We start from the raw sequence: 17,844 nt of genomic DNA on the forward strand, positions 1-17,844 counted from the left end.
GTGGCCTGGAATCGAACCCTCCAGCTCTTGGCTGCGGGCTCTGCGGCGTTTCGATGCTAGGCAGTTTAGGGGAGCGGGAGTATATTGGCGGGCACCGCGTTAGAAGCACTTGTTCAGAAATTCTGAATATGCCCCTGTCACTTGAATCCCTCGAAGTCCTTGACGCCATCGAGCGCAAAGGCAGTTTTGCCGCCGCCGCCCATGAAATGGGCAAGGTGCCCTCCGCCCTGACCTACGTCGTCCGCAAGCTCGAGGAAGACCTCGATGTGCTGCTGTTCGACCGCCGGCGCCACCGGGCCGAGCTGACCCCGGCGGGCCGGGCCCTGCTGGACGAAGGCCGCCACCTGCTGCACGCGGCCGACGACCTGGCGCGGCGCGTCAAGCGCCTGGCCACGGGCTGGGAAGCCAGCCTGAATATCGCCGTGGACGATCTGGTCAATTTCCGGGCCCTGCTGCCGGTCATCCAGGACTTCTACGCCGAGAACACGGCCACCCGGCTGCGCTTTGCCAAGGAAGTGCTGGGCGGCACCTGGGATGCACTGGTCAGCAACCGCGCCGACCTGATCATTGGCGGCGCGTACGAGATTCCAAGCACCCAGGGCTTCCAGGTGCGGCCGCTGGGCACGATTCCGTTTGTCTTCGCCGTGGCCGCGCACCATCCGCTGGCTACCGAGGAAGGCCCGCTGACGACGATCCAGATTGCCAAGCACCGCATCGTGGCCGTGGGCGATACGTCGCGCAACCTGCCGGCGCGTACCCATGGCGTGCTGGCCGGCCAGGACGTGCTGGTGGTGCCCACCATGCGCGACAAGCTCGAAGCCCAGATCCGCGGCCTGGGCTGCGGCTGGCTGCCGGCCCCGATGGCGCAGCCCCATATCGAAAGCGGCGTGCTGCAGGTGCGCGAAACCGTGGAAGTGCGCGCGCCGGGCAATTTCAAGGTGGCGTGGCGCACCAACACGCGCGGCAAGGCGCTGCAATGGTGGTCCAGCAAGCTCGACGACCCGCGCCTGGCGCAGGCGTTGATGCAGCAGGCACCGCAGCAACCGGAGTCGTTCGAGTAAGTCCGCCGCACCATGCCGCAACGCTACCGGGGGCGCTTCGCCCCCTCCCCCACGGGCCCGCTGCACCTTGGTTCGCTGGTGACCGCGCTCGCCAGCTGGCTTGACGCACGCGCCCACGGCGGCGACTGGCTCGTGCGGATCGAGGACATCGACTATCCGCGCTGTGTGAAGGACGCCGACACGGGCATCCTGCGCACGCTCGAAGCACTCGGCATGCATCCCGACGAGCCGCCGGTCTGGCAGAGCCGCCGCGAGGCGCGCTATGCCGATGCGTTGCGGCGCCTGGACGCTGCCGGCTACCTGTATCCGTGCGGCTGCTCGCGTAAGGAAATCGCCGATTCGCTTATTCACGTGCGCGAGCGGCACCAGACGCTGGGCTATCCGGGCACCTGCCGCAACGGCCTGCATGGCAAGCTGCCGCGCGCCTGGCGCGTGCGCGTGCCGGACGGCCCCGCGGCCACGATCTGCTTTGACGATCGCTGGCAGGGACGCCAGTGCCAGAACCTGGAAACGGAACTCGGGGATTTCGTGCTGCGCCGTGCCGACGGGCTCTGGGCCTATCAACTGGCCGTGGTGGTCGATGACGCCGAACAGGGCATCACCCATATCGTGCGAGGCGCCGACCTGCTCGATTCCACGCCACGCCAGATCCATCTGCAGCATGTGCTGGGCCTGCCCACGCCGTCGTACCTGCACGTGCCAGTCGTGGTCAACGCGATTGGAGAAAAACTGAGCAAGCAAAGCGGCGCGCAGGCACTGGACACGGCAGCGCCGCTGGACGCGCTGCGGCAAGCCGGCGCGCACCTGGGAATCGTGAACGGAGAAGCCTCGGTCGCGGCCTGGCTGGCAGCCGCCACGGAGCAGTGGGCGGAACAATGGGTGTTGCGATAGAACGGTAAAGCGGCAAGCGCCAAGGCGATCAACCGCCCCCCGGAATGCAAACGGCCCGCTCAACGCGGGCCGCTTCGTTTTCAGGCGCTTGCGAGTGTGCGAGCGCTGCGATCCTTACGACTTGCGGGGCGCACCGCCCAGCAGTGCCGCCACCGGGCGCTTGGGCGCCTGACGGCCGCGGGTCAGTGCCGCAGCCAGCTGATCCTCGGTCTTCGGCGCCGGCGTGTAGTTGCCCGACGGCTCGTACGGACGCGAGAAGAACGGATCATCGGACGGACGGAACGCCGGCCGGCCATTGGGCTCGGTACGGCGGCGGCGCGGCGCCGCTTCTTCGCCCTCGCTGCTGCCGTTGGTGCCACCGGCGCCACTGGCGCTACCGTTGTCGCGCGCACGGCGCACATCGGAGCGCTGGCGGCGGCGGTCGGATTCTTCCTGGCGCGCACGCTCGCCGGTCGGATCAAAGCCCTCCAGCGTGCCGCGCGGCACGCTGCGCTTGATCAGCTTCTCGATATCGGCCAGCAGGCGGTCATCGTTGCCCGGCACGTGGATCGACAACGCGTCGCCACTGGCTCCGGCGCGGCCCGTCCGGCCGATGCGGTGAACGTAATCCTCGGCGCTGAACGGCAGGTCGAAGTTGATCACGCACGGCATGGCCGGGATATCGAGGCCACGCGCCGCCACGTCGGTTGCCACCAGCGCGTCGATCGTGCCGCTCTTGAAGCCGTCGAGCGTCTGCATGCGCTCGGTTTGCGTCTTGTCGCCATGGATGGCGGCGGCGTTGATGCCTTCGCGCTCCAGATGGCGCGCCAGCCGCGAGCAGCCGATCTTGCTGTTCACGAACACGATGCACTGCTTCGACTGCTGCTCGGCGGCACGTTGCTTGAGCAGGTGCACCACGGCGGCCTGCTTGTGGCCGTCCGGCACGGAATACACCACCTGGCGCACGTTCTCGTTGGTCGAGTTGCTGCGCGCCACTTCAATCGTCACCGGCTGCTTCAGGTAGCTCGACGCCAGCTTCTTGATCTCGGGCGAAAACGTCGCCGAGAACAGCAGCGTCTGGCGTTGCGCCGGCAGCAGGTTGATGATGCGCTGCAGGTCGGGCAGGAAGCCCATGTCGAGCATGCGGTCGGCTTCGTCCAGCACCAGCATCTGCACCTGCGACAGGTTCACCGATTTCTGCTGCACGTGGTCAAGCAGGCGGCCCGGCGTCGCCACCAGGATTTCCACGCCACGGCGCAGCGCGTCGGTCTGCGGATTCATGTCCACGCCGCCGAACACCACCGTGCTGCGCAGGTCCGTGTGTTGCGCGTAGCGCGCCACGTTGTCGTAGACCTGGTCGGCCAGTTCGCGCGTGGGCGTCAGCATCAGCGCGCGCACCGGGTGGCGTGCCGGCGATGCGCTGGCGTTCGCCAGCGGCAGCAGGCGCTGGATGATCGGCAGGGCAAAGCCGGCGGTCTTGCCGGTGCCGGTCTGTGCGGCGCCCATGACGTCCTTGCCCAGCAGCACCACCGGAATGGCCTGCGCCTGGATCGGCGTGGGCTTGGTGTAGCCCTGGTCGGACAAGGCACGCAGGACGCGTGCGTCCAGCCCGAAGCTTTCGAACGTCTGCTCTGCGGCTGGGGTCTGGTCTGGGGTGTTGGTCATCGTCATCAATGGGGTGTCGGTGCAGGGCGCGGAGCCGAGGCAACGGACACGCGTCTGGTACGGTTCAACGGGCGGCGCGCGGCGGAAAACACGCGAAAAGATGAATTGCCCGGAAAATCAAAGACTTGGATTCTACCACCAGAGTCAGGGGGCGCACACCGGCACTGAAGGGCAGTATCGGCGTTTGACATGCGAATGACGTGTCAACAACGCGTCACAATTGCTGGCGAGGATATCGGCCCGGCCATGTATAGACATTGACATCCGACGCATTCCGCCATGACGACCCACCTGCCCTCGCCGCCCTCCAGTTCGTCCGCCACCACGCCCTCCGACGCCACTCGCCGCCGATTCCTGCGCACTTCCAGCCGCTTCCTGGGCCTGGGTGCCGGGCTGGCCGCGGGCCTGGGCACGCTTGGCCCCGCAGCGCTTGCCGCGCCGGCCGTGGCGGCTTCCGGCAGGCCGCAAGCCCCGGATGGCATCCAGCTTGGCGACCCATCGGACGATGCCCTGGTGGTCTGGGCCCGCGCCGGACAACCCTCGCGGATGATCGTCGAATACGCCACCGAGCCGGGCTTCCGCAACGCCATGCGGATCTCCGGGCCGCTGGCCAGCAACGAGACCGACTTCACGGCGCGCACCCAGTTGACTGGTCTGCTGCCGGGCCAGCAGTATCATGTACGGGTGGCGTTTGAGGCACCCGAACAACGCCGTGGCCAGGGTGCGTGGATGGAAGGCAGCTTCCGCACCCGGGCCATGACGGCCGACAAGCCGATCCGCTTTGTGTGGTCCGGCGACACCGTCGGCCAGGGCTGGGGCATCAATCCCGACCTGGGCGGCATGCGCATCTACGAGGCCATGCGCCAGCGCAACCCGGACTTCTTCATCCACAGCGGCGACACGATCTACGCAGACAGCCCGATCGCTGCCGAGCAGAAAGCCGAGGACGGCCGCATCTGGCGCAATGTGGTGACCGAGGAAGTCAGCAAGGTGGCCGAGACGCTGAAGGAATTCCGTGGCCGTCATCGCTACAACATGATGGACGTCAATGTGCGCCGCTTCGCCAGCCAGGTACCGCAGATCTGGCAATGGGACGACCACGAGGTGACCAACAACTGGTCGGATTCGAAAGACCTGTCGGCCGACAACCGCTACAAGGAAAAGGATGTGCGCCTGCTGGTGGCCCGTGGCAGCCGCGCCTTCCTGGAGAACGCGCCGATGCGCTGGCACCGCCAGGGCCTGGCCGAGCGCGTGCATCGCAAGATCGCGTATGGCCCGCTGCTCGACGTGTTCGTGCTGGACATGCGCAGCTATCGCGGCCCGAACGGGTACAACCGCGAAACCACGGAAAGCGCCGCCACTGCATTCCTGGGCAACGCGCAGCTGGACTGGCTGATGGCCGAGATGACGGCGTCGCAGGCCACCTGGAAGGTGATTGCCGCCGATATGCCGATTGGCCTGGGCGTGCCGGACGGCAAGGATGCGCAGGGGCGCGCCAGATGGGAAGCCATCGCCAATGGCGACGGCCCGGCGCTGGGCCGCGAACTGGAGACTGCACGTCTGCTGACGCGGATCAAACAGGCCGGACTGAAGAACGTGGTGTGGCTCACGGCGGATGTGCATTACTGCGCCGCGCACCACTATGCGCCCGAGCGCGCCGTGTACAAGGACTTCGATCCGTTCTGGGAATTCGTGGCCGGGCCGCTCAACGCGGGCAGCTTCGGGCCGAATCCGCTCGACAACACGTTCGGCCCGCGCGTCGTCTTCCAGAAAGCGCCCACTGCCCAGAACATGTCGCCGTTTGCCGGCTTCCAGTTCTTTGGCGAGGTCAACATCGATCCCGCGTCGCGCGCGCTGACCGTGGACCTTCGTGATCTGAACGGTGTGTCGCAGTTCCAGCAGACGCTGGCCGTGCAGGCCTGAATCTGGCGCCGAGTTTGGAGCTTTTACGATGCGCGCCGGCCCCATGCACCCCGCAGCGGGACCAGGCGCGCCGCGTTCACACAGACATCAATCGCTCTTGATGTTGTTGTCCTTGATGACCTTGCCCCACTTCGCATAGTCGTTCTGCATGCGTGTGGCAAGCTGGTCGGACGGCAGGTACGACGCCACGGTGCCCGCGCCCAGCATCTTCTGCTGCACGGTCGGATCGGCCAGCGCGCCCTTGAGCGCGTCGGACAATTTCGCCACCACGTCCTTCGGCGTGCCAGCCGGCACCAGCAGGCCACCCCACGACGACGCGTCGAAGCCCGGGAAGCCCTGCTCGGCCACCGTCTTCACCTCCGGCGCAAACGTGACGCGCTTGCTCGAACCCACCGCGATCGGACGCAGCTTGCCGGCCTTGATATGCGGCAGCGCCGCGATCATGTCCGAGAACATCATCGGCACCTGCCCGGCCAGCAGGTCGGAAATGGCCGGTGCGCTGCCTTTGTACGGCACGTGCTGCACGTCGAAGTGGCCCAGGTTCTTCAGCAGCTCGGTCGACAGATGACCAAAGCTGCCGTTGCCGGCGCTGGTGTAGTTCATCTTGCCGGGCGCGGCCTTGGCCTTGGCGATGTATGACTGCAGATCGGTCACATCGGGCAGTGCATGCGGATTCACGACCATCACGATGGGCAGTTCGTAGGCGTTACCAACCGGCGTGAAGTCCTTGAAGATGTCGTAGCCCTTGCGCGGCAGCAGGTACGGCGCCAGCAGCGTGGGCGTTGCCAGCATCACCAGCGTATAGCCGTCGGGCGCCGCCTTCGCCACGGTTTCGGTGCCGATGGTGCCCGAGGCGCCCGGGCGGTTGTCGACGACGACGGTCTGCTTCAGCGTCTCGCCCATCTTCTGGCCGATGATGCGCGCGGCGGTATCGGTCGGGCCACCGGCCGGGAACGGCACGACCAGGCGGATCGGCTTGTCCGGGTAGTTCTGCTGCGCCAGCGCCGATGCCGATGCAAACGGCAGCGCGGCTGCCAGGGCCAGCGCGGAAAGCGCCAGACGACGGGATTGACGACGGTGTTGCACAGTGCTTCCTCCAATATCGGCCCGGTACAGCGGACCGATTCTCGTAATCGTTCTCGTAATTTCTTGAATCTCTGGCGCGGCGCTGTACTCAGAGCCGCATCGGGCCCGGCTGGAACAGGCGCGCGTCCATCGTGCGCAGGTCGTCGGCCACGGCCACCGGTGTGGCGCATTGGTCGAGCACATCGCGTTGCAGGTCCACGCCCGGCGCGATTTCCACCAGCGTCAGGCGGGCCTCGCCGTTGGCATCGGCGCGCATCTCGAACACGGCGCGCTCGGTCACATACAGCACCGGAATGCCCAGCGACGCCACGTACGGGCCGTTGAAACTCAGGTGCGAGACTTCGGGCACGATCTTCCTGACGCGCCCCTCCCTGACGATCTGCAACATGCCGCCCTCGGCGCGGATCTCCAGCCCCCCGGCCGTCAGCGTGCCCATGAACACCACCGCGCGTGCGCTCTGCGTGATGTTGATAAAACCGCCCACGCCGGCGATCAGCGCGCCCTCGCCTTCGCCAAACTTGCTCACGTTGACGTTGCCGTGGCCGTCGAGTTCGGCCAGGCCCAGGATTGCCAGGTCGATACCGCCGCCTTCGTAGAAATCGAATTGCGCGGGCTGGTCCACCACGGCCTCGGGATAGGCCGACGCGCCAAAGCTCAGGCCATCGGCCGGCGTGCCGCCGATGGGGCCCGCCTCCACGGTCAGCGTGAAGCCGTCGAGCCCGGCCTGGTGTGCCAGCGCGCCCACGGCGGCCGGCATGCCGACCCCCAGGTTCACCACGCGCGGCCGGCGTGCGGCCAGTTCCATCACGGCGCGCCGCTGCACGATGGTGCGGGCGTCCAGCGGGGCCGACACGGGCGGCAACGCCTGGGCTTCCTTCGCCTTCTCCGCGGCATCGGCCTTTTCACCGCGCCACGGGCGCACGTAGGCGTCGTTGTACGTCTCGGCAAAGGTCATCTGGTGATGCGCGGGCTGCTCGCTGACCACCACGTAGTCCACCAGGATGCCGGGCACGTGAATCGCCTGCAGCGTCTCGTGGCAGTCCACGATGGACTCGACCTGCGCAATCACGATGCCGCCCGAGTTGTGGGCCGCCTGCGCCATGGCAAGCAGTTCGTGGTGGAACGCCTCGCGATGCGTGCTCAGGTTGCCGCGCGGGTCCGACGCGGTGCAGCGGATCAGCGCGCAATCGATGCGGAAGGCTGGATAGAACAGGTATTCATCGCCACGGAAATCCACCGCCTCGACCCAGTTCGCGGTCCCCGCCGCAATCGCGTCGCGGGCGCGCTGGTTGACCGCGCCGCCGTGGTAGCGCGGGTCCTGCGCGGTGCGCGGATCGACAAAGGTGTGCAGGCCGATCTTCGTCAGCACGCCGGGCTTGCCGCCGGCGATGGCGCGATACAGATGCGTAAGCACGCCCTGCGGCAAATTGAAGCCTTCGCAATCCTCGTTCATCGCCAGCGTGGCCAGGCGCGTGGCCGAACGCCAGTGCCCGCCGACAATGGCGCGCGTCATGCCGGCATTGCCGAAGTGGTTCACCCCGCGTGCGCCGCGGTCGCCCTGCCCTGCGGAATAGATCAGCGTCAGGTCGCGCGGCAGGCCATCACGCCGAAAGCGCTGCTCCAGCGCCTCGGTCACGCCCTCGGCATGGCCGGCGCCGACAAACCCCGCACTGGCTACGGTCCAGCCGGTCTGGACGAGTTCCGCCGCCTGCGCGGTGGTGATCACCTTCATTGCCGTCTCCTGAGTCTTGTTCTGTCGTGGTTTCTACCGATCCACGTTTTGCGAACAAATGTTCGCGAAACACCTATCATACGGATCGGGCGGCCGGACGCAAGTCGGGTGTGACCCGCAGAAACCCCTTATTTCGATTTTCGATCCGTTCGATCCAACATGCCGCGCAGCGACGCCAAAGCCACCGAATCCCTCGCCGAAGCCGCCACCGATGCGCTCGCCGACAGCGCCTCCGAGATTCCCCGCAAGGAAGAACTGCTCGACTCCCTGACCAAGGGCCTGGCCCTGCTGCGCCTGTTCGCGAGCGGCACCGGGCGCCTGACGATGCAGGACGTGGCCGAGCAGCTCGATGTGACGCGTGCCGCGGCGCGCCGCCTGCTGCTGACGCTGGCGCACAACGGCTATGTGGCCCAGCAGGGCCGCCAGTTCGTGCTCACGCCCAGGGTCATGGACCTGGGCTATGCCTACTTTGCGTCGATGAACCTGCCGCAGCTTGCGCGTCCCTACCTGCAGGCGCTCTGTGCCGAAGCCGGCGAAAGCTGCTCCATCGGCATGCTGGATCACGAATCGGTGGTGCTGGTGGCGCGCGAGGAGCCAAGCCAGCTGCTGCGCGTGGACATGGCGATTGGCCGCCGCATGCCCGCCTACGCCCATTCGCTGGGGCGCGTGCTGCTGGCCGGGCTCGACGACGACGCGCTGGCCGCCTATCTGGACAGTGCCGAACTGCGCAAGCTGACGCCCTTCACGATCAGCTCCCGCCCCGCGCTGGCAACCAAGCTCGCCCAGGTGCGGGCCGATGGTCATTGCACGCTGGTCAGCGAACTGGTCGATGGTTTCGCGGGCATCTCGGTCCCGCTGACCGACCAGAGCGGCAAGGTGGTGGCCGGGCTGGGCCTGAGCATGGTGCTGGGCAGCCGCGACCAGGCCTATCTGGAAAAGCACTACCTGCCGCCGTTGCGCAATGCGGCCGCGCAGATCGAATCCATCCTGAAGGCACGATGACGGCCCGATGAGCGCCGGGTCGGCCCCATAAGGAAAAAGCCCCGCTGGCCGGGGAGGTCGCGGGGCAGAAGTGGTAGCGGGGCAAGGATCCTGTCACCCCGCCGCGTATCGTGATGCAACGCGACTAGCGCCACATCACCCGTTTGTGGGGGTCTTGGTGGGGTATCGCACCGCAGGCGCAGGGTTCGTGCAATGTTGCTCAGTCAACACATCACATTTACGCGTGCGGCAATGCACGGAAGGCCGGAAACGCCTCCACCTCGGCGGTGAATGCAGCCAGCGCCGGATGCGCTGCCGGCTCAACCCGGCCCGGTAGCAATGCCTGCGTGAACGTCCACACCACGGCGGCTGTCAGCCCGGCCTGATCCAGCGCCTGCTCGGTCGTGGGCACCGGCACGGCCTTCATCTCGGCTTCGAGCAATGCGAAGGCGCTGGCGCACTGACCATCGACACGCTCCACCCACGGCTGATGCACTTTCTCGGTCGGGCGCAGGTTGTGTTCGTAGACGTGCTGCACCGCCTTTTCGCACGCCGCCAGCGCCAGCCCGATGATGCGCAGCGCACGCTGGCGGGCCGCCAGATCCGTTGGCATCAGGCTGCGCCCGGCCAGTGCCTCGGCGTAGTCGATGATCAGGGTCGAATCCATCAGCACCACATCGTTGTCGCATACCAGGCTCGGGGCCTTGACCACCGGGTTGATCGCGCGAAACTGCTCGAAGGTGCGAAACACCGACACCTGCTCAAGCGCATAGGGCAAACCCAGCAGCCGCAGCGTGATGGCCGCGCGGCGGACGTAGGGGGAATCGAGCATGCCGATCAGTCTCATCTGGGCTCCAGTTCCAATTGACGGGTAAGTGGCAGACAGCGGGAGCCAATACGATAGCGCACCGCGTGTCGCGCAGGCGGCCGAGTGACCAACTGATCATTTCAATCATTTTGATGACCAAACTGGTCAAAACTGATGGTTTGGCCTAAACTTCGGCCCACGTTTGATCGATTCGATCAAACGCCTGCGCAAAACACACAGTTGCCGCACCCACGCGGCGGGAGACGAGGATGCAGATTCACATCAAACGCGCCATCGAGCGCGTGCCGGGCGGCATGATGATCGTGCCGTTGCTGATCGGTTCGCTGGTTGCAACGTTTGCCCCCGATGGTCCGAAGTTCTTCGGGTCGTTCACCAACGCCCTGTTCACCGGCGCGCTGCCGGTCCTGGCCGTGTTCTACGTCTGCATGGGCGCCAGCATCAGCGTCAAGGCCACCCCCTACATCGTCAAGAAGGGCGGCGTGCTGTTTGCCACCAAGGTGGGCACGGCCATCGTGCTGGGCGTGATCCTTGGCCACTTCCTGGGCGAGGCGCCGATCAGCGCCGGCATGTTCGCCGGGCTGTCCACGCTGGCCGTGGTGGCAGCGATGAACGACACCAACGGCGGCCTGTACATGGCGCTGATGGGCCAGTACGGCAAGCCCGAGGACGTGGGCGCCTATACGATCATGTCGCTCGAATCGGGCCCGTTCCTGACCATGGTCACGCTGGGCGTGGCAGGCCTGTCGGCCTTCCCGTGGCCGACGCTGGTCGGCAGCATCCTGCCGCTGATGCTGGGCATGATCCTGGGCAACCTGGACCGCGAGATGCGCGAATTCCTGAGCAAGGCCGTGCCGGTGATGATTCCGTTCTTCGCGCTGGCGCTGGGCGCCGGCCTGGACCTGCACAAGGTCTGGCAGGCCGGCATGCTGGGCCTGGGCCTGGGCGTTGCCGTGGTCGTGGTGACCGGCTTCGCACTCTATATCGCCGACCGCCTGAGCGGTGGCACCGGCGTGGCGGGCGTTGCAGCCGCCAGCACCGCGGGCAACGCGGCAGCCGTACCGACACTGGTGGCGGCCGCCAATCCGGCCTACACCGAGGCCGCCAAGCACGCCACGATCCTGGTGGCAGCCTGCGTGGTGGTGACCTCCGTGCTGACCCCGCTGCTGACCGCCTTCGTGGCGCGCCGCGTGGCACGCCGGACGGACGCCGCCATGGCCAGGACTGCCGCATGAGCTGGCTGATCATCGCCGACGACCTGTCCGGCGCGGCAGACTGTGCGATCGGCTTCGCCGCGCATGGCGCGCGCACGGTGGTGACGCTGGATGCAGCGGCAGCCACGGAAGTTGGCGGTGCCGATGTGGTGGCCGCCGACGTCGACAGCCGCCGCCTGGCGCCGGCCGACGCCGCGGCGCGCAATCTCGAAGCATGGCGTTGCGGCACCGCTGCGCACCGGCGGCTCTACAAGAAGATCGATTCCACGCTACGCGGCAACTGGGCCGTCGAAACGGCCGCGCTGCAGCCGGTGGCAGGCCTGGCCGTCGTGGCGCCGGCCTTCCCGGCCACGGGCCGCGTCACGCGCGATGGCCGCATGTTCGTCAACGGCCAGCCGCTCGAAGACACCGACATCTGGCGCCTGGAAGGGCTGGACGGCCCCGCCGACATGGTGGCGCTGCTCCAGGCCCAGGGGCTGCGCACCGCGCGCATTTCCCTGTACACGCTGCGCGCCGGCACGACCGCCGTGCAGTCGCAACTGGCAACCTGGCAGGCCGAGGGCTATCAGGCCGTGGTCAGCGATGCCGAAACCGAAGCCGACCTGCTCACGCTGGCCCAGGCGTCAGTCGACCTGGCGTCGCCGGTGTTCTGGGTGGGCTCGGGCGGCCTGGCGCGTGCCCTGTCGACGGCCGCACCGGTGCGTGGCGTGGAAGACGCCGCCCCCGCGGCGCCCCGCCACGAAGGTCCGGTGCTGACGCTGGTGGGCAGCATGTCCGGCGTGTCGGGAAAGCAGGCGAGCTATCTTTGCGAGCAGGCCGGTATCGACGCGCTGGTGGTGCCGCCTCAAGCGCTGCGCGACGGGTGCCATCACGCGGCGTGGATCGCCTCGCAGCAATCGATTGCCGAATGCCTGATGGCAGGCCGCGACCTGTTGGTCAGCATCGGCCGCGACGACGCGTTCGACCCGGCCGAAGGGCCGCAACTGTCGACTGCACTGGCCCGTCTGGTATTGCCCTGCTTCGCACACGTCGGCGGCCTGATCGCCACCGGCGGCGAAACGGCACGCGCGATGCTGGCGGCTGCCGGCATCGGCGCCCTCACGCTGAAGCGCGAAGTGGAAGCCGGCGTGCCGTTATCCGAAACCACCACGGGCCCCACGCGCCGCATTGCCACCAAGGCGGGCGCGTTCGGCACCGAGGCCGCGCTATGGCTTGCCTGGCAAGCCATGCGCCAAGACTGATTTCCCCACTGAACGGGACATGGACAAATGAGCGACTACATTCCGGTAATCGGTATCACGATGGGTGATGCCACGGGCATTGGCCCCGAAGTCATCGTCAAGAGCCTGGCGCACGAGAGCGTCTACGCCCAGTGCCGCCCGCTGGTGATCGGCGACGCGCGCAGGCTGGAGCAGGCCGCCCGCCTGGTCAACTCGACGCTCAAGGTGCGCCCGATTGCGTCGCCGGAGGAAGCCCGTTTCGAACTGGGCACGATCGACTGCATCGACCTGGGCCTGATCCCGGAAGACCTGCCGTTCGGCAAGCTGTCGGCCGTGGCTGGCGACGCGGCGTTCCGCTATATCGAGCGCGCCGTGCAGCTCACGCAGCAGGAAAAGATCGACGCCATCTGCACCGCACCGCTGAACAAGGAAGCGCTGCACGCGGGCGGCCACAAGTTTCCGGGCCATACCGAGATGCTGGCGCACCTGACCGGCACGCCCGAAGTGTCGATGATGCTGGTGGCGCCGAAGCTGCGCGTGATCCATGTGACCACCCACATCGGCCTGATGGATGCCATCCGCAAGATCGAGCCGGGCCTGGTGCAGCGCACGATCGACCGCGGCAACACCACGCTCAAGCGCGCCGGCATTGCCGCCCCGCGCATCGGCGTGTGCGGCATCAACCCGCACGCCGGCGAGAACGGCCTGTTCGGCCAGGGCGAGGAAGAGCAGAAGATCATCCCGGCCGTGGAAGCGCTGCGCGCCCAGGGCGTGGATGTGGAAGGCCCGCTGCCTGCCGATACGCTGTTCTACCGCGCCGGCCGTGGCGACTTCGACCTGGTGGTGGCGATGTACCACGACCAGGGCCACGGTCCCGTCAAGGTGCTGGGCCTGGAAGCCGGCGTGAACATCACCGTCGGCCTGCCAGTCATCCGCACGTCGGTTGATCACGGTACCGCGTTCGATATCGCCGGCAAGGGCATCGCCGACGAGCGCAGCCTGCTCGAAGCGCTGCGCCAGGGCGCGGAGCTGGCAACGCGCCGCGCCTGATGGCACAGGTGCGCATCTGACGGCGCCTGCACTGCTGTAAGATCGGGGATCGTTTTTCGATCCCCTTTGTCTTGTTTCCTTCATGAAAGCCGCCGACCGCCGCCGCGCCATCCTCGAACTCGTGCTTGCCGGCGAAGACGCCAACGTCGAACGCCTGACTGCAAGCCTTGGCGTGTCCGAGGCCACCGTGCGCCGCGACCTGACCGCGCTGGCGCGCGAAGGCCGCATCGTCCGCACCTACGGCGGCGCCGCCGCACTGATGCAGGTGGGCGGCCACGAACCCGAGGCATCGCTGGAGGAACGCAAGGCCCTGCAGCGCGACCAGAAGGAAGCCATCGCCCGCCTGGCGGCAAGCTTCGTGCAGGACGGCGATGCGGTGCTGCTGGACAGCGGCACCACGGCCGCCGCGCTGGCCCGGCTGCTGGCCGCACGCGAAGACCTGCACGTCTACACCACCAACCTGCTGGCCGTGACCGCGCTGGCCGGCCTGCCCCGGATCCGCGTCACGCTGATTGGCGGCGATGTTCGGCCGTCGAGCATGGGCACATTCGGCCCGCTGGCCCAGCTGGCGCTGTCACGCATCAGCGTCGACAAGGCATTCCTGGGCGCAGACGGCGTGGTGGCCGGCGTGGGCCTGTGCGAAGCCAGCGCGGAGCAGGCCTACCTGAAGGAATGCATCATCCGCCAGGCCGCCGACATCTTCGTGCTGGTCGACTCCACCAAGCTCGGCCGCGCCCGGCAGCAGCACTGGACCCCGCTGGAGCGCGCCTGGACGCTGGTCACCGACGCCGACGCGTCGCCCGCCCAGCTGGAACCGTTTCACGCACTGAAGCAGGTGAACGTGGCGGTGGCGGACTAGCCAGGAAGCCCCTCTACCGCCCGGGGCCGGCACCGGCCATACCCGCGCACGCGGCCGTTCTGCACGCCATTGCCTGCATGTCAGGTCGTGTAGACAGGTTCGCCGCTGCACGGGCCAAGCCGCTCGCGCATGCCGGCGGACATCCAGCGCAGGCCCGCCGCATCCACCATCAGCGCATCCACGCCCGGCATCGCACCCAGCCAGCGCCTGCCTGCTGCCTGTCCCGCCACCATCATCGCCGGACCCATGCCGTTGATGGCGTCGACCTGACGCGCCACCAGCACCACCCCGCGCATGCGCTGCTCCGGCATGCCGGTGTCGGGATCGAGGATATGGTGGTAGCGCTTGCCGGCCACCGTGAAGCCGCGCTCGTAGTCGCCTGAGGCCGCCACCACGACATCGCCCCGCACACGCAGCACGCCGATCAACCTGTCTGGCGCCATCGGATCGCGCACGCCGATACGCCAGTCCGGCTCGCGGGAACCGGCGCCCGAATGGCCTTGCGGATGCCCGCTGACCAGCACGTCGCCGCCGCCATTGATCATTGCCGCCGCCACGCCATGCGCCTTGAGTGCGGCCATGCCGGCCTGCAGGATGGGCAGCTTGGCAATGCCGCCCAGGTCCACCCGCATGCCGCGCCGGCGCAGGTATGCCGTCTGCTGCTGAGGGTCGAGCCGCAGATCGCGGTAATCCACCAGCGGCAGTTCGCGGGCAATCTCTTCGGCGGCCGGCACCACGGGTTCGGCACGATCGAAGCGCCAGCTGGCCAGGGCCCCCACCGTCATGTCGAACGCGCCATGGCTGCGTGCCGAGACGGCCTGCCCCATCGTCAGCACGCGCATCATCTCGGGTGGCACCGGCACCGGCTGCAGGCCCGCCGACAACTGCAACGCGTGAACGGGGTTGCCCAGCCGGTAGCGGCTCATCATGTCCGCCAGGCGGGTCATCTCCGTCCAGGCTGCCTGCATGGCCGCCTCTGCGATGGGCTGGGCCACGCCGTCCACGGTGATGTCGACGCGCGTTCCCATCAGCGTGCGCGAAGACTGCGCCGTGCCCGCACTCGCCAGCACCGGCCTCAGCCATAGCGCCGCGGCCAGCAACGGCACGGCCTGCACCCATCGGCGCCGCGCCGCACCGTGCGCGGACATCTGCGCCTCCACCGCGTGGCAAGCGTTGGCCTGTTCCATGATCCGTTCCCATCGTTTAGCGAAACAGCCATTCTAGGAATGCCGCAAGCCGCGCGAGTTGGAACAAATCAAACTGTTGTTGAGAATCATAATTTCTTTGATTCGTTGACCACCATCAATCCCCTCTTTGGAAAGTGCCGGGAATATCTCGCCAACTCCAGTGCGATTTCATTTCTGGCCGGAAAGCCGGTCATTACTATCCCGAGGGTCTCGATGAGCAAGCAGAACGAGAACAGGAACGCTGCAGGCGGAATTGGTCGCCGCCAGTTCCTGGGCACGGCCGCCATGGCCAGCCTGGCAGGTATCGCAGCATGTTCCGACAAGGGCGCCGCCGTGGCGGGCGCCAGCAGCGAAGGCAAGGCGGCGCCCGCGCCGACTCACGGCGGCAGCGCCGCCAACGTCCACCTGAAGCCGGGCGAACTCGATACGTACTACGGCCTCTGGAGCGGCGGCCACACCGGCGACATGCGCGTGCTGGGCCTGCCGTCGGGCCGCGAACTGCTGCGCATTCCGTGCTTCGTACCCGACGCGCTGGTGGGCTGGGGCATCACCAACGAGTCGAAGAAGGTCATGGGCACCAGGCCGGATGGCTCGCTGCGCTACACCGTCGGCGACTCGCACCATACGCACGCGTCGTACAAGGACGGCAACTACGACGGCCGCTATGCGTGGATCAACGACAAGATCAACTCGCGCATCGCACGGATCCGGCTCGATTACTTCATCTGCGACAAGATCACCGAACTGCCCAACGTGCAGGGCTTCCACGGCATCTTCCCGGACAAGCGCGATCCGGTGGACCCGGCCATCAACTACACCACGCGCGTGTTCTGCGGCGCCGAGTTCGCGATTCCGCTGCCCAATACGCCGACCGATGACGGCACGAAGTACCGCAGCCTGTTCTCGTGCGTCGATGCCGAGACCATGGCCGTGCGCTGGCAGGTGCTGATCGACGGCAACTGCGACCTTGTGGCGACGTCGTATGACGGCAAGCTGGCCGCCACCAACCAGTACAACACCGAGAACGGCGCGCACTTCGAGGAAATGATGTCCGCCGAGCGCGATGCCTGCCTGTTCTTCAACGTCGCCCGCATCGAGGCGGCCGTCAAGTCCGGCAAGTTCAAGACCTACGGCGACTCGAAAGTGCCCGTGGTGGACGGCACGCATGCCGCCAACCAGGACCCGAAGACCGCGCTGACCGCCTATGTGTCGGTACCGAAGAATCCGCACGGCGTGAACGCCAGCCCGGACCAGAAGTACTTTATCTGTGCCGGCAAGCTGTCGCCCACCTGCACGGTGATCGAGCTGTCGAAGGTGCTCGACTGGTTCGACGGCAAGATGGAAAAGATCGACGACGCCATCGTGGCCGAGGTGGAACTGGGCCTAGGGCCGCTGCACACGGCGTTCGACGGACGCGGCAACGCCTACACCACGCTGTTCCTGGACAGCCAGCTGGTGAAGTGGAACGTCGACGCGGCCATCCGCTTCCACGGCGGCGACAAGAGCGCCAAGTACGTGGTGGACCGGCTCGACGTGCAATACCAGCCGGGCCACGTCAATGCATCGCAATCGGAAACGATTGCCGCCGACGGCAAGTACCTGGCCGTAGGCTGCAAGTTCTCGAAGGACCGATTCCTGCCCGTGGGCCCGCTGCACGCGGAGAACGAACAACTGGTGGATATTTCCGGCGACAAGATGGTGCTGCTGGCCGACCACCCGGTGCGTGGCGAGCCGCATGACTTCATCATCTTCAAGCGCGACCTGGTGAAGCCGAAGCAGGTCTATGCCATGGACGACTTCCCGCTGGCGGTCAGCCCGGACAAGTCGGGCGTCACGCGCGAAGGCAAGAAGGTGACGGTGCGCATGACGTCGCAGGCGCCCGTGTTCAGCCTGCGCGAATTCAAGCTGAAGAAGGGCGACGAGGTCACGCTGATCCTGACCAACCTGGACAAGGTCGAGGATCTGACGCACGGCTTCGCGATCCCGAAGTACAACGTCAACTTCATCGTGAACCCGCAGGAAACGGCCTCCGTGACGTTTATCGCGGACAAGCCGGGCGTCTTCTGGTGCTACTGCACCCACTTCTGCCACGCGCTGCATCTGGAGATGCGCACGCGCATGATCGTCGAAGCCTGACGCCAGCCCCGCCGTCCGCGCAGTCCCCACACGC

General features: G+C 67.0%; 14 protein-coding genes. 9 read left to right on the forward strand and 5 right to left on the reverse strand.

Annotation, left to right across the window (positions count from 1 at the left end; translation table 11 throughout):
- The first annotated feature begins 128 nt into the window (after positions 1-128).
- On the forward strand, positions 129-1,061 hold the full coding sequence (locus tag A9J21_RS02390) for a LysR family transcriptional regulator (protein ID WP_066731515.1): 933 nt from the start codon (positions 129-131) through the stop codon (positions 1,059-1,061).
- A 12-nt stretch (positions 1,062-1,073) separates the two neighbouring features.
- Positions 1,074-1,952 (forward strand): tRNA glutamyl-Q(34) synthetase GluQRS, encoded by an 879-nt coding sequence (gene gluQRS, locus A9J21_RS02395; RefSeq protein WP_066731517.1) that lies wholly within the window; start codon positions 1,074-1,076, stop codon positions 1,950-1,952.
- Between the two features lie 114 nt (positions 1,953-2,066).
- Here the strand turns inward: gluQRS and A9J21_RS02400 are convergent, their stop codons facing one another.
- Positions 2,067-3,602, reverse strand: a complete 1,536-nt coding sequence (locus A9J21_RS02400) for a DEAD/DEAH box helicase (RefSeq protein WP_066731519.1) — start codon at positions 3,600-3,602, stop codon at positions 2,067-2,069.
- A gap of 273 nt (positions 3,603-3,875) precedes the next feature.
- Between A9J21_RS02400 and A9J21_RS02405 the strand changes: the two genes are divergently transcribed.
- On the forward strand, positions 3,876-5,519 hold the full coding sequence (locus tag A9J21_RS02405) for an alkaline phosphatase (protein WP_082926203.1): 1,644 nt from the start codon (positions 3,876-3,878) through the stop codon (positions 5,517-5,519).
- Positions 5,520-5,606: 87 nt separating this feature from the next.
- Here the strand turns inward: A9J21_RS02405 and A9J21_RS02410 are convergent, their stop codons facing one another.
- Together A9J21_RS02410 and A9J21_RS02415 are read right to left on the reverse strand one after the other, a co-directional pair.
- The gene (locus A9J21_RS02410) at positions 5,607-6,605 is read right to left on the reverse strand and encodes a tripartite tricarboxylate transporter substrate binding protein (protein ID WP_066731521.1); all 999 of its coding nucleotides are present in this window, start codon (positions 6,603-6,605) and stop codon (positions 5,607-5,609) included.
- Between the two features lie 88 nt (positions 6,606-6,693).
- On the reverse strand, positions 6,694-8,337 hold the full coding sequence (locus A9J21_RS02415) for an acyl CoA:acetate/3-ketoacid CoA transferase (protein WP_066731524.1): 1,644 nt from the start codon (positions 8,335-8,337) through the stop codon (positions 6,694-6,696).
- Positions 8,338-8,496: 159 nt separating this feature from the next.
- Between A9J21_RS02415 and A9J21_RS02420 the strand changes: the two genes are divergently transcribed.
- Positions 8,497-9,339 carry an IclR family transcriptional regulator C-terminal domain-containing protein gene (locus A9J21_RS02420; protein ID WP_082926204.1) on the forward strand — a complete coding sequence of 281 codons (843 nt, stop codon included), beginning with the start codon at positions 8,497-8,499 and terminating at the stop codon, positions 9,337-9,339.
- Positions 9,340-9,556: 217 nt separating this feature from the next.
- Here the strand turns inward: A9J21_RS02420 and A9J21_RS02425 are convergent, their stop codons facing one another.
- Positions 9,557-10,165, reverse strand: a complete 609-nt coding sequence (locus A9J21_RS02425) for a glutathione S-transferase (protein WP_066731526.1) — start codon at positions 10,163-10,165, stop codon at positions 9,557-9,559.
- 230 nt (positions 10,166-10,395) lie between these two features.
- Here A9J21_RS02425 and A9J21_RS02430 point away from each other — a divergent pair, with 230 nt between their 5' ends.
- The 4 genes from A9J21_RS02430 to A9J21_RS02445 all read left to right on the forward strand — a co-directional run bounded on the left by A9J21_RS02430 (position 10,396) and on the right by A9J21_RS02445 (position 14,487).
- Positions 10,396-11,379 carry a 2-keto-3-deoxygluconate permease gene (locus tag A9J21_RS02430; RefSeq protein ID WP_066731528.1) on the forward strand — a complete coding sequence of 328 codons (984 nt, stop codon included), beginning with the start codon at positions 10,396-10,398 and terminating at the stop codon, positions 11,377-11,379.
- Entirely contained in the window at positions 11,376-12,599 is a 1,224-nt protein-coding gene (locus A9J21_RS02435) for a four-carbon acid sugar kinase family protein (protein ID WP_066731530.1), read from the forward strand. Before A9J21_RS02430 ends, A9J21_RS02435 begins: the two co-directional genes overlap by 4 nt.
- 27 nt (positions 12,600-12,626) lie before the next feature.
- Complete coding sequence (pdxA, locus tag A9J21_RS02440; protein WP_066731532.1) at positions 12,627-13,628, forward strand: 4-hydroxythreonine-4-phosphate dehydrogenase PdxA; 1,002 nt, start codon at positions 12,627-12,629, stop codon at positions 13,626-13,628.
- Positions 13,629-13,710: 82 nt separating this feature from the next.
- Positions 13,711-14,487: a DeoR/GlpR family DNA-binding transcription regulator gene (locus tag A9J21_RS02445; RefSeq protein ID WP_066731533.1), complete on the forward strand. Its 777-nt coding sequence runs from the start codon at positions 13,711-13,713 to the stop codon at positions 14,485-14,487.
- A gap of 80 nt (positions 14,488-14,567) precedes the next feature.
- Here the strand turns inward: A9J21_RS02445 and A9J21_RS02450 are convergent, their stop codons facing one another.
- Entirely contained in the window at positions 14,568-15,674 is a 1,107-nt protein-coding gene (locus A9J21_RS02450) for an FAD:protein FMN transferase (RefSeq protein ID WP_231906787.1), read from the reverse strand.
- A 213-nt stretch (positions 15,675-15,887) separates the two neighbouring features.
- Here A9J21_RS02450 and nosZ point away from each other — a divergent pair, with 213 nt between their 5' ends.
- Entirely contained in the window at positions 15,888-17,810 is a 1,923-nt protein-coding gene (gene nosZ, locus A9J21_RS02455) for a TAT-dependent nitrous-oxide reductase (protein ID WP_066731535.1), read from the forward strand.
- The last annotated feature ends 34 nt before the right edge of the window (positions 17,811-17,844 follow it).

The organism is Cupriavidus sp. D384 (genome assembly GCF_001652915.1).
In the GTDB taxonomy this organism is placed as follows: domain Bacteria; phylum Pseudomonadota; class Gammaproteobacteria; order Burkholderiales; family Burkholderiaceae; genus Cupriavidus.